Source organism: Devosia sp. SL43, assembly GCF_021729885.1.
Classification (GTDB): domain Bacteria; phylum Pseudomonadota; class Alphaproteobacteria; order Rhizobiales; family Devosiaceae; genus Devosia.
Genome location: NZ_CP063401.1, coordinates 2,762,512 through 2,774,579 on the forward strand (window position 1 = coordinate 2,762,512; position 12,068 = coordinate 2,774,579).

Here is a 12,068-nt window from a genome sequence, read left to right on the forward strand (position 1 = left end):
TTGATCGTGGCGTGCGGCTCGTGTCCCTCTTGGCCCGCCACAGAGGCTTCCCACTCGCAAACTGCACGGGCTGCACTCCACGATCAATCACTGCCCGCTGGCCGCCGCCCTCCCTCGCGACATCAGCGGTTATCTGGGCCCGCCCTTCACGGCGGGCCCTTTTTCTTTACCTCTCCCTCTGGGGGAGAGGTCGACCCTCTTGGGTCGGGTGAGGGGGCCTTTCAACAAGAGCCGCACCAAGAAAAGGCCCCCTCACCCGTCGCTTCGCTCCGACCTCTCCCCCAAAGGGAGAGGTGAAGAAACTCCATGGTTAGCCTTGGGTTAACCCGGTCCGGCTAGCATGGCGGCAATTGGGCCCGGCCTCACGCCGGGCAGTATTGAGTTTGCCCATGCCCAGCTCCCCCTCGCCCGTGCTCGATGAAATCCGCTCCGTGCCACAGCGCGGCAGCCGTGCTTCCGCCAAGCCGCTGCCCACGCCGCCACCGGCGCTGGCCATCCATATTCCGTTGCGCGTGGTCGGGCTGATTCTATTGGGTGTCGTGGCGATCTGCCTGGCCTCGCTGGCCTCATGGTCGGTCGACGACCCGAGCTTCTCCTATGCCACATCAAAGTCGCCGGCCAACTGGCTGGGCTTTCCCGGCGCTGTCATCGCTGACACGCTATTCCAGGTCTTTGGCCTCGCTGCTCTGGCTTTGCTGGTGCCACCGGCGCTGTGGGCGTGGGCCTTTGCCCGCCGTCGCATGATGCCGCATATGGGCATGCGGCTGCTCGGCTGGATCGGCGCTACGCTGCTGGTTTCGGGCGTCCTGGCCTTTGTCGCCATGCCGGCGAGCTGGCCGCTGCCGACCGGCCTGGGCGGCCTTGTCGGCTCGGGTTTCAGTGCCCTGGCTGCGATGGTCACCGGTGATCAGCCACAGGCGGTCACCTCCGTGCTGTTTGCCATCATCATCGCCATCCCGGCGCTAACCCTGTTCTGGATCGCCATGGGTCTGGGGACATCGGTCCCGACGCGCCCGCAGAAGGGCAAGCCCGCCGCCGCGACTGCCGCTGGCCGCAAGGGCGTCGCTGCTCCGGTCGAGGACGACGAGCGCGAAACCAACCCGGTGGTTGATATCGTGCTCGGCGCCATGGTCCATACCGGCTATTCGCTGCGCACAGCCTTCCGCCGCGCCCGAGCCAGCCATGCCGAACGTCGCGCTGCCGAGGCCGCGACCTGGCGGGATGATGAAGTCGAGCCGAGCCTGGATGGCCACGCACCCGTGGTCGACCGCCGCGAGCCATCGGCGACGCCGCGTCGCATCCATGCGCCGGTCGAGCCCGGCTTTGGCACAGAGCCGGCCTTCGATGCCGAGCCCGAAATCTCGCCGCGCATCAATGCCCGTCCGAGCTATGACGATACCGAACTCGACTACCCCGATGAGGCCGAGGACGACATTCCCTTCGTGCCCGACACGCCGGTCGCGCCGGTCGCCAATCATCAGCAGCGCGGCGATTCGCGCTTCCATCCGGTTGATCCGACCAAGCCGCGCGTTGCCGCGCCGGCGCCGCGCCCGGTCCAGGGCCAGCGCGTGATGCGTGAAGCCCAGCCGTCCTTCCTCGATGAGCCCGCCGGCTTCGAGCTGCCCTCGCTCTCGCTATTGGCTGAGCCCAAGCACAAGGGCCCGTCGCCCGAGCATGCGCCCGAAAAACTCGAAGCGATGGCTCGCCGTCTCGAAGAGGTGCTGAGCGATTTCGGCGTCAAGGGCGACATCATCAATGTTCGCCCTGGTCCGGTCGTCACCCTGTTCGAGCTCGAACCCGCGCCGGGTATCAAATCGTCCCGCGTGATCTCGCTGGCCGATGACATCGCCCGTTCGATGAGCGCCATCTCTGCTCGCGTCGCCGTGGTGCCGGGCCGCAATGCCATCGGCATCGAACTGCCTAACCAGCTGCGCGAAACCGTCTATTTCCGCGAAATGCTGGCTTCTTCCGATTTCGAGAAGATGAAGGGCAAACTGCCCATCTGCCTGGGCAAGACCATTGGCGGCGAACCCGTCATTGCTGACCTGGCCCGTATGCCGCATCTGCTCATCGCCGGCACCACCGGCTCGGGCAAGTCGGTGGGTATCAACACTTTCATCCTCAGCCTGCTCTACCAGATGACGCCCGAGCAGTGCCGCATGATCATGATCGATCCCAAGATGCTGGAACTGAGCATCTATGACGGCATTCCGCATCTGCTGACGCCCGTCGTCACCGACCCGCAAAAGGCGGTCGTGGCGCTGAAATGGGCGGTGCGCGAGATGGAAGATCGCTATCGCAAGATGAGCAAGATCGGCGTCCGCAACATCGACGGCTTCAACCAGCGCGTCAACGAGTCCAAGGCCGAGGGCCGGGTTATCACGCGCACCGTGCAGACCGGCTTCGATCGCGAAACCGGCGAGGCGATATTCGAGAGCGAGGAATTCAACCTCGAGCCGCTGCCCTATATCGTGGTCATCGTCGACGAAATGGCCGACCTGATGATGGTGGCCGGCAAGGATATCGAAGGCGCCATCCAGCGCCTGGCCCAGATGGCGCGTGCCGCCGGCATCCACATCATCACCGCCACCCAGCGCCCCTCGGTCGACGTTATCACCGGCACGATCAAGGCCAACTTCCCCACCCGTATCTCGTTCATGGTCACGTCCAAGATCGATTCGCGCACCATCCTGGGCGAGCAGGGCGCCGAGCAGCTGCTGGGCAATGGCGACATGCTCTATATGGCCTCCGGCGGTCGCACCAAGCGCCTGCACGGTCCCTTCGTGGCCGACAGCGAAGTCGAGGCCGTGGTGGCCCATCTCAAGAGCCAGGGCGCTCCGGACTATCTCGATTCCATCACGGAAGAAGATGACGAAGGCGGCAGCTTCGGCGAAGAGAGCTTTGGCGAGACCTCCAATGGCGGCTCTGGCGACGAGCTTTACGACAAGGCCGTCCATATCGTTCTGTCGGACAAGAAGGCTTCCACCTCCTATGTGCAGCGTCGCCTCGGCGTCGGCTACAACAAGGCGGCTACCCTGATCGAGCGCATGGAGCGGGAAGGCGTCATAAGCCAGGCCAACCATGCCGGTAAGCGCGAAATCCTCGTGGGCAACAACGCCGACGGATACTGAGGCGGGTCCCCCGACCCACCGCATCATTTCCGCCTGCGCGGGAATGATGCGATTGGAGCTTGCTGCTACTGGCAGGCCTTCTCGCCCACCACGACCTCGAACTCTCGTGGTCCGACCCAGCCCTCGCCATGGGGGTTGGGCAGGTCCTCGATCCGCACCTCGAGCACGCAGGCGCCGCTCCTGACGTGCCAGAGGTCCGTCCCGATTTCCTCGATCGTATCGATGGCGTCAAAGCCGAAAGCGTCGACTACCTCCGCAGTGTCGACAATGGCCCGCAACTCGGCTTGGCGCTGATACTGCGGCGGCAGCGCCGCCAGGGCCGGCAACGTGCCCGCCAAAACCATCAAGCCAACCCATCCTGCCCGCACCATCTCTCGTTCCTCCCGGTAAATAAGCACTTATCACTTCTTTGGAACGCCATCGACGCTGTAAACAATAAACGCGTGTCTAAACGGCGGCGCGCTACCGACTGGACGGTATTAAACGTCGATGCTCTCGTTCATTTATAAACCCGATACGTTGAATATTGTTGCTTCGCAGTATTGTTCACTGTCGCTGACTGCGATCATGAGTTCTTGAATGCGGAGTGATTGAGCGTCTCGCTTGAAGCTTGCCAACGTAGAGCCCGGGGGAGCAAACGGGTGACCTGGTCCCGCATTCCAAATTTCCGCCTCAAAATCTGGCAGGAAGTCCGGCGCCTGCCTCAAGGAAGCTTCCGAGACAACATCGCAAATTTCGCCAGTAACAATTGTTCCGCCCATTGCCTCGAAGTATTTTTCCATCAAATGGATAATTCTGATGGAAATTGGAATATTTTCGGAAGAATTTTCTTTGAACGACATCTGCCAAGTAAAGTAGACAAGCAGAACGGCGAACGCCAAAGCTGCCACTGCCGCGATCTTGATTGATAGTTTTGGCGAATTATTGGCACTTCGTGTTGTTTGAGGGCTACCGGTTTGCATTAGGCCTCTTCTTGGATTGAGACAGTCTACATTTGCTCGAAGTTGCGAGAGCTCCGACAACCCTGCCGACGGTCTGGCATGCTTGAATCACCGTCACGAACCGCCAAACATGAAGCTTTTTCATCCAGGACTATGAAGTGAAATTGCATAAGCCCCACCAACAGTCATGAAGCCCGGCTTCCTGAGGGAACTGTCGACCCTTCGAGCTTCTAGGCCAGACGTAGCGTGTAGCGTAACTCATTTAGAGCCCAGCGTTCCTTTACGCCACATGAATGGCGGGAACCACCTGTTGCCGCAATTGCTTTCTAGGGTAGCTTCGACAAACAACTCGCCACGGAACCAATTCCATGATTCGCCGCGATGCCCTGCTGCTTGGTCTCTCTGCTGCCTTTGCGCTGGCCACCACCAAAGCCTTCTCGCTTGACCGGGCTCTTTCCCCCGAAGAGCAGCAGCTCATCGCCGATATCGGCAACCATAATTCGGCCATCCGCAGCATGGCCGGGCGCTTCCTGCAGATCGACACCAATGGCGGACGGCAGGAGGGGACATTCTTCCTCGAACGCCCGGACAAAGTGGCGTTCCGCTACGCCCCGCCAAGCCGGGAGGAAATCGTCTCGGTGGGCCGCGGCTTCTACGTGCTCAACCGGCGCGACGAGACCTACTACGCCTATCCGCAGGACACCATTCCGCTGCGGCAGTTCCTGGGCGACCAGATCAACCTGCTCGACGCCAACGTGATCGATGTGACCAGTTCGGACGGCTATATGTCGATCACCGTCATCGACGAGACAGTGGCCGGCACCGTGCAGGTGTCGCTGACCTTTGGCACAGATACACTCGATCTGGTGCAGTGGAGCCTGGTGGAGCCCAGCGGGGCCGAACTGACCTTCTCGCTCTATGATGTGGAAAAAGACGTGCAGATTCCGCGCGCTTTCTTCTCCATCCCGGCCAACTACACAGCCACCGAGCAGTAATCAGCGGCCCAGCGCGTAGATGGCGACGAGGCCGGCAATGCCGACGGCGATGCGCCACCAGGCGAAGGGCGCGAAACCGTATTTGCTGACAAAGCCAAGCAGGTAGCGGACGACCAGTGCACCCACGATGAAGGCTGCGGCAAAGCCGATGGCGACATTGAGCGCGATCGACGTGTCGATCAGGTCGCGGCTCTTGTAGAGGTCGTAGCCAAAGGCGCCCACCATGATGGGCAGGGCGATGAAGAAGGTGAATTCGGCGGCAGCGCGCTTGCTGGCGCCGAACAGCATGGCGCCAACCACGGTCGCACCGGAGCGTGAGACGCCGGGCACTAGGCTGAGCATTTGGAACAGGCCCACCACCAGCGCAAGATGCCAGGGAAACTGGTAGATGTCGTCATATCGGGGCTTGAGAGGCAGGCGGTCGACGATCAAGAGGATCACGCCGCCGATCAGCAGCGTCCAACAGATCAGCGCGGCCGATTCCCAGAGGTCGCCCTGGATGAAATCGCGCAGCAGCACACCGGCCGCAACGGCCGGCAGGCAGGCCAGGATCACCGACAGCGCAAACTGCCAGGCATAGGCTTTGCCGGTCAGCGCATCGCGGATCAACAGGCCCAGTTTGGCGAAATAGACCGTGATCACGGCCAAGATCGCGCCGAGCTGGATCAGCACGATAAAGGTCGCCGGCTGGGTCAGTCCGAAGAAGTGGCCGGCCAGCAATAGGTGGCCGGTGGAGCTGACTGGAAGGAATTCGGTAAGCCCTTCAAGAATTCCAAGGATCAGCGGCACAAAAAGACCTTGATCGGCGTTCATTTGATCCCCTAATTCAGTCCAACGGCCCGCAAAGTCCGGAAAAGCTCTAGCGCTGTTCGCAGATAGCGCCAAGCAGCCCACAGCGGTAACCGCAAAAAGAGACGAGCATCCACATGCCGAGCCTGCTTCATCATCCTCTCGATCCGTCCTCGCGCCTCATCCGTCTGATGTGCGCCGAGTATGGCGTGCCGCTCGACATGGAGGAAATCAAGCCCTGGCTACGCACAGCTGAGTTGCTCGAAATCAATCCGGCCGCGACGCTGCCGATTTTTCTCGGTGAGGGCGACCAGCCCATTGTGGGTCTGCTGGCCAATATCCACACCATCGAAGATCTATATACCCCCAGCGTCGTCACCGGCCTGATCCCGCCCGATCCCGGGCCACGGGCTGAGATGTGGCGGATGATCGAATGGGTGATCTTCAAGCTCAATGACGAAGTGACGCGCTACGTGCTTGAGGAAAAGATCGTCAAGCGCGACCAGAAGGGCGCGACCCCCGATCCAGCGGTCCTGCGTGTGGCCAAGGCCAATCTCAACGAGCACATGCTCTACTTCAACTGGATCTTCGCCACCCGCTCCTGGCTGGGCGGCGATATGATGACGCTGGCCGATTTCGCCCTGGCGGCGCATCTGTCGACGCTCGACTATCTGGGAGATATCGACTGGGGCAAGGCCGGGGAAACCCGCGACTGGTATTCCCGCATCAAGTCCCGCCCGGCCTTCCGGACTTTGCTCAACGATCGCGTGGTCGCCATGCCGCCGCAGAAGGGCTATGCGGACCTGGATTTCTAGCGCAATTTGTATATACAAATGTGTAGTTGGATGCTATGAAGATTGACGGCTTCGAGTGGGACGCTGGCAATCATGACAAGTGTCAAAGCCATGGTGTTTCAATCGTCGACATTGAAGGCTTGTTCTCCCGGCCTCACCTTATCGCCCCAGACGTGAAGCATTCGCACGATGAGGAACGATACGTCGCCATAGGGCGAAGTGCTGGAGACCGGCCGTTGTTTGTCGTGTTTACGACGCGTGAGGAGGGTGACGCACTGTTGGTCCGCCACATAAGCGCCCGTTACATGCATGCCAAGGAGTTCAAGCGCTATGAGCGGTAGGAAAGTACCTCATTTCAAGTCAGACGAAGAAGCCGCTGCCTTTTTGGAACAGGATCTCTCTGATCTGGATTTTAGCCAGTTCAAGCCGTCCCCGTTCGAATTCACCCCCAAGGCCGCGCAGCTCAATATGCGGTTGCCCTCGTCATTGCTGGAAGCGCTGAAAAGTAAGGCGAAGGAACGCGGCATTCCCTATACGCGCTATATCCGACAGCTCCTTGAGCACGATATTGCCGGGCGTTGACGAGCCACTCCACACACTCGTCCGACAAACTCGTCGCCGAGCTGCGCGCTCGCGCGGCAGCGCTCGGCTTTGACAGTTTTGGCATTGCTGCCGCCGATGCGCGCCCTGATCTGCCGGAAAAACTGAACGCGGCCATTGCCGCCGGCTGGCATGGCGATATGGCGTGGATGGCCGAGACGGCCGAGCGTCGGGCCAGTCCGCAGGGCATGTGGCCGGAGGCGAAGTCGGTCATTCTGCTCGGCATCAATTATGGGCCCGAGACCGCCCCGCTGGCGATTCTCGGCGAGCGCGACCTCGGCTCGATCTCGGTCTATGCCCGCAATCGCGATTATCACGAGATCATCAAGGGCAAGCTCAAGGAGCTTGCGGGACTATTGGCCCGGCGTTCGGGTGCCGAGGTCAAGGTGTTTGTCGATACCGCGCCGCTGATGGAAAAGCCGCTGGCCGAGGCGGCGGGGCTGGGCTGGCAGGGCAAGCACACGGTTTTGGTCAGTCGCGAATTTGGGTCCTGGCTGTTTCTGGGCGCCATTCTAACTTCGGCGGAGCTGCCAGGGGATAAGTCCCATGAAGAGAGCTGCGGCACCTGCACGCGGTGCCTCGATGTCTGCCCGACCAATGCCTTTCCAGCGCCGTTCCAGCTCGATTCCCGGCGCTGCCTCGCCTATCTCAGCGTGGAACATAAGTCCCAGATTCCATTGGAGTTTCGGGCACCGATGGGCAACCGCATCTATGGCTGCGACGATTGCCTGGCGGTCTGCCCGTGGAACAAGTTCGCCTCGGTGAGCCGTGAGATCAGGCTGCGGGGGCGGGTGGAGCTGGAGCGGCCCAGGCTGGCCGATCTGGTGCAGCTCGACGATGCCGGTTTCCGGGCGCTGTTTGCCGGCTCGCCGGTCAAGCGTATTGGCATCGGTCGGTTCCTGCGTAATGTCTTGATCGCCATCGGCAATTCGGGTGACGCGACCATGGTGCCGATAGTGGAGGCTCGGCTTGGAGACGGCGATCCGCTGGTGCGGGGAGCGGCGATCTGGGCGCTACGACGGCTGGCGCCGGAAGGGGCCGATGCGTTGAGCCTTGCCTATCTGGCGCAGGAAAGCGATAGCTCGGTGGCCAGCGAATGGACCGTGGATATCTCATGAACGCCTTCTTTTTTGGCCTCGGATTTTCGTCCACCTGGGCCTCGATCAAAATGCGCTCATCGGGCCAATATGCGGACATTGGGGGTACCGTCAGGTCAGCAGAAAAGGCCATGCTGTTACGGGCAGAAGGTCTCAACGCGCATGTGTTCGACGGCGCCGCGCCGGGCCCAACCCTGGGCCCAGTCCTGCGTCGGGCCAGCCATGTGATCTTGTCAATCGCACCGGGCCCGGATGGCGATCCGGCGCTGCTGCACCATCGTGCCGATCTCGATGCCGCAACGGACCTGCAATGGCTCTGCTATTATTCCACGGTCGGGGTCTATGGGGATTTCGGCGGCGCCTGGATCGACGAATCGGCGCCGCTGGTACCGCGCAACGAGCGCAGCGATCGCCGCGTGCTGGCTGAGCAGACCTGGCGCGAATACGCGCGTGAGCGCGGCGTGAAGCTGACTATTCTACGGCTGGCCGGCATCTATGGGCCTGATCGTTCGACCTTCGACAAGCTGCGCGATGGCACGGCACGGCGAGTGATCAAGCCGGGCCAGGTGTTCAACCGCATCCATGTGGCTGACATCGGCCGGGTGACCGCTCTGGCGGCGGAGGCTCGGCTCCAGGGCACATTCAACCTCGGCGATGACGAGCCGGCGCCGCCGCAGGAGGTGATCGCCCATGCCGCCGCCATGCTGGGCATGGACCCGCCACCCGACCTACCTTTCGAGACCGCCCCGATGACGCCGATGCAGCGCAGTTTTTACGCCGACAACAAGCGCGTCTCCAACGCCGCAATCAAACGGGCGCTGGGGATCGAGCTGCTCTACCCGACCTATCGCGAGGGCCTGGCGTCAATTTTCGATAAGGAACAAGCATGAGCGCGCCCAAGCCTGCCAAATCCGCACCTCAGCGAGTCGTGCTCGAAGGCCGTTTCGTGCGGCTGGAGCCATTGGACAGTAAGCATGCCGCCGACCTGCATGACGTCTCGAACATGCCGGGTGGGGCCGAACGCTATCGCTGGCTGTTTTCGGATGCGCCGGAAAGCGTCGCGGAGATGGAAGCGCGGATCGAGCAGGGCAAGTCTCTGTCAGACCCGAGCTATGTCGCTGTCATCGACGTCAAGAGTGGCAAGGCCGTGGGCCAGCAGGGCTGGATGCGCATTCGGCCCGAGCATGGCTCGATCGAGATTGGCGGCATCTATTGGGGCCTGCCCATGGCCCGGACGCCGCTGGCGACCGAGGCGCTGTATCTCTTCGCCCGTCACGCCTTCGACGACCTTGGCTATCGCCGCTTCGAATGGAAATGCAACAATCGAAACGAGCCCAGCAAGGCCGCAGCGACACGTTTCGGCTTCCAGTTCGAGGGCGTGTTCCGGCAGGACATGATCCTCAAGGGCGAGAGCCGGGATACGGCTTGGTTCTCGATCATCGACAGCGAATGGCCGGCGATGCGGGCGGAGTATGAGCGGTGGCTGGCACCGGGCAACTTTGACGTGGATGGGGTGCAGAAGTCCAAGCTGGTGACGCGACCCCAGGTCTGAGCAGGAAAACGCGTCCGAACCGCCCCATGCGCTGCCGCATCGCGGACTTGACGTGGATCAAGGCGGACGACCCCGGCCCTGTGGCTTCATTGACCCAGCGCAGGAGGGTCACATGGGTGAGTCACAGCATCACGGGAATATTCTTGACGGACTGATCGAGGGCTGGCGCAGGCACCGCCGGGTGCAGCGGGATCGGGCGTTTCTGAGAAATTCTGCCGCCTTCGACATCGAGCGCCTCGCCGCCGATGTCGGTATGGGCGTCGATGAGCTGGCCGAGATCATCGCCCGGGGGGAGGGCGCTCCTGCGCTTTCGGCGCGCATGATGGCCGCCCATGGCCTGGACCGCGACGATCTGGCGGCGCGCAGCCCGTCGTCGCTGCGGGAGATCAGCTCGATGTGCAGCCGTTGTGATTACAAGCATCGCTGCGAAGTGGAACTCAATGCCGGTACCGCCGTCGCGCATGCGCCGGCATTCTGCCCAAATTCGCAGCTCTTGCAGGTACTGGCGCAGGATTTCGAAACTACCGGCGCCAGGACGGTCTGACCGCTGCTGGCGAGGTCTACCCGACCATCCGCAACACGGCATCGCGCAGCCGCACCAGGTCTTCATCGCGGCTCAGGCGGTGGTCGCCATCGGGGATCAGCGTCAGCGTCACCGGATCGTGCAGGATATGCGTGGTCAGCTTGATGGCATGGGCCTGCGGCACGTCGGGGTCCTTGCCGCCCTGCAGGATCGTCACCGGGCAGCCGGTTTCGATGACGCTGCCGAACAGCAGGTGCTGCTTGCCGTCTTCGATCAGCGCGCGGGTAATGCGGTAGGGCGTGTCCGAATATTGGCTGGGCTGGTCGACATAGCCGTGGTTGTGCAGCGATTCGTGCTCAGCCGGGGTGAAGTCGGGCAGCATCAGTTCGTGCGTCATGTCGGGGGCCGGGGCGATGAGCACCAGGCCATGGGCATGGCTGCCGCGGCGGAGCAGGGCTCGCGCCAGCAGCAAAGCCAGCCAGCCGCCCATCGACGAGCCGACGATGATCTGCGGTCCGCTGGTGGTGGCGAAGACGGCTTCGGCCTCCTCGAGCCAGCGGCTGATGGTGCCGTCGTTGAAATCGCCGCCGGACATACCATGGCCGGAATAGTCGAAGCGGGTGACAGCTAGACCGTTTTCCGCCCCCAGCGCGTCGAGCGCCATGGCCTTGCTTCCCATCATGTCGGAGCGAAATCCGCCCAGCCAGAACAGGCCCGGCGCCTTGCCGTAACGCTGTTCGACGGCAATATCGCGCGCCGCTGCGTCTTTGCCCACGGTGACACGGAAACTTTGTGGTAAGGATATCTGCAAGGCTCGGATTCCCGGAACAGTCGGCTAAGGCGGAACATCGCGCCGATCACGGCGTTTCAAAGGCGCAACAGCCCCCAAATTCTGGCGCTTTGCCAGTTGACTTATCGACCGCGTAACACGATTTTACGCTCGAATTCACCACTTGGCTTAACAACACAAGGATCGTTTGCCATTCGTCGTCCCATGAGACCAGTCGCGCCCCAGAAAGATGGGCCGCTCTCTAATGAAGATATCACCAGCGCCGATGTGCAACTCATCGATGCTGAAGGCGAGAACCGCGGGATCGTCAGTACCCGCGCGGCTCTTGCAGAAGCCCAGGAGCAAGGCCTGGACCTCGTGCTGATCTCTCCCAACGCCGTCCCGCCGGTCGCCAAGATGCTGGACCTCGGGCGCTTCAAGTATGCCGCGCAGAAAAAAGCTGCCGAGGCCCGCAAGAAGCAGAAGGTGATCGAGGTCAAGGAAGTCCAGCTGCGTCCCAATATCGACACGCATGACTACGAGACCAAGATGAAGGCCGTGCAGCGCTTTCTCGACGATGGCGACCGCGTCAAGGTGACGATGCGGTTCCGTGGCCGAGAAATGGCGCACCAGGAACTGGGCATGCAGCTTCTGATCAAGGTGAAGGACCAGACCGAGGCCATTGCCAAGGTCGAGAGTCAGCCGCGCTCGGAAGGCCGTCAGATGGTCATGGTGCTGGCGCCCAAGTAAGGGTCGCCGCACGTCAGACAATAAAGGGCAGGTCCGGTGGGCCTGCCCTTTATTGTTTTGGTCGCCCGCTCCCATGGAGCTCATCGGGTCATTCCGCGAAAGCGGGAACCCCCTGTTGGCGATGTCG

Annotated in this window: 14 protein-coding genes; 10 read left to right on the forward strand and 4 right to left on the reverse strand. The window is 61.9% G+C overall.

The window, feature by feature from the left end:
- Positions 1 to 389 precede the first annotated feature (389 nt).
- Positions 390 to 3,131, forward strand: a complete 2,742-nt coding sequence (locus tag IM737_RS13580; protein ID WP_236894491.1) for a DNA translocase FtsK — start codon at positions 390 to 392, stop codon at positions 3,129 to 3,131.
- 65 nt (positions 3,132 to 3,196) lie between these two features.
- Here the strand turns inward: IM737_RS13580 and IM737_RS13585 are convergent, their stop codons facing one another.
- Together IM737_RS13585 and IM737_RS13590 are read right to left on the reverse strand one after the other, a co-directional pair.
- Complete coding sequence (locus IM737_RS13585) at positions 3,197 to 3,478, reverse strand: hypothetical protein (protein WP_236894492.1); 282 nt, start codon at positions 3,476 to 3,478, stop codon at positions 3,197 to 3,199.
- A gap of 156 nt (positions 3,479 to 3,634) precedes the next feature.
- Positions 3,635 to 4,093: a hypothetical protein gene (locus IM737_RS13590; protein WP_236894493.1), complete on the reverse strand. Its 459-nt coding sequence runs from the start codon at positions 4,091 to 4,093 to the stop codon at positions 3,635 to 3,637.
- Between the two features lie 347 nt (positions 4,094 to 4,440).
- On the opposite strand from IM737_RS13590, the gene IM737_RS13595 reads away from it, so the two are divergent.
- Complete coding sequence (locus IM737_RS13595; protein WP_236894494.1) at positions 4,441 to 5,067, forward strand: LolA family protein; 627 nt, start codon at positions 4,441 to 4,443, stop codon at positions 5,065 to 5,067.
- Here IM737_RS13595 and IM737_RS13600 read toward each other — a convergent pair whose 3' ends face one another.
- Entirely contained in the window at positions 5,068 to 5,880 is an 813-nt protein-coding gene (locus tag IM737_RS13600) for an undecaprenyl-diphosphate phosphatase (RefSeq protein ID WP_236894495.1), read from the reverse strand.
- A gap of 113 nt (positions 5,881 to 5,993) precedes the next feature.
- Here IM737_RS13600 and IM737_RS13605 point away from each other — a divergent pair, with 113 nt between their 5' ends.
- The 7 genes from IM737_RS13605 (at position 5,994) to IM737_RS13635 (ending at position 10,443) form a co-directional block, all read left to right on the forward strand.
- Positions 5,994 to 6,671, forward strand: coding sequence for a glutathione S-transferase family protein (locus IM737_RS13605; RefSeq protein WP_236894496.1), 678 nt, complete (start codon positions 5,994 to 5,996; stop codon positions 6,669 to 6,671).
- A gap of 35 nt (positions 6,672 to 6,706) precedes the next feature.
- Positions 6,707 to 6,991 (forward strand): BrnT family toxin, encoded by a 285-nt coding sequence (locus IM737_RS13610; protein WP_236894497.1) that lies wholly within the window; start codon positions 6,707 to 6,709, stop codon positions 6,989 to 6,991.
- A complete protein-coding gene (locus IM737_RS13615; protein ID WP_236894498.1) occupies positions 6,981 to 7,232 on the forward strand; it encodes a CopG family antitoxin in 252 nt (83 codons plus the stop codon). Before IM737_RS13610 ends, IM737_RS13615 begins: the two co-directional genes overlap by 11 nt.
- Positions 7,229 to 8,368, forward strand: coding sequence for a tRNA epoxyqueuosine(34) reductase QueG (gene queG, locus IM737_RS13620; protein WP_442874133.1), 1,140 nt, complete (start codon positions 7,229 to 7,231; stop codon positions 8,366 to 8,368). Before IM737_RS13615 ends, queG begins: the two co-directional genes overlap by 4 nt.
- On the forward strand, positions 8,365 to 9,237 hold the full coding sequence (locus IM737_RS13625; protein ID WP_236894499.1) for an NAD-dependent epimerase/dehydratase family protein: 873 nt from the start codon (positions 8,365 to 8,367) through the stop codon (positions 9,235 to 9,237). The genes queG and IM737_RS13625 overlap by 4 nt, the downstream gene beginning before the upstream one ends.
- Complete coding sequence (locus IM737_RS13630) at positions 9,234 to 9,899, forward strand: GNAT family N-acetyltransferase (RefSeq protein ID WP_236894500.1); 666 nt, start codon at positions 9,234 to 9,236, stop codon at positions 9,897 to 9,899. The genes IM737_RS13625 and IM737_RS13630 overlap by 4 nt, the downstream gene beginning before the upstream one ends.
- Before the next feature lie 112 nt (positions 9,900 to 10,011).
- Positions 10,012 to 10,443: a DUF6455 family protein gene (locus IM737_RS13635; protein ID WP_236894501.1), complete on the forward strand. Its 432-nt coding sequence runs from the start codon at positions 10,012 to 10,014 to the stop codon at positions 10,441 to 10,443.
- A gap of 16 nt (positions 10,444 to 10,459) precedes the next feature.
- On the opposite strand, the gene IM737_RS13640 is transcribed toward IM737_RS13635, so the two are convergent.
- Positions 10,460 to 11,233, reverse strand: a complete 774-nt coding sequence (locus IM737_RS13640; RefSeq protein ID WP_236894502.1) for an alpha/beta hydrolase — start codon at positions 11,231 to 11,233, stop codon at positions 10,460 to 10,462.
- Between the two features lie 171 nt (positions 11,234 to 11,404).
- On the opposite strand from IM737_RS13640, the gene infC reads away from it, so the two are divergent.
- Positions 11,405 to 11,941 (forward strand): translation initiation factor IF-3, encoded by a 537-nt coding sequence (infC, locus tag IM737_RS13645; protein WP_236899926.1) that lies wholly within the window; start codon positions 11,405 to 11,407, stop codon positions 11,939 to 11,941.
- The last annotated feature ends 127 nt before the right edge of the window (positions 11,942 to 12,068 follow it).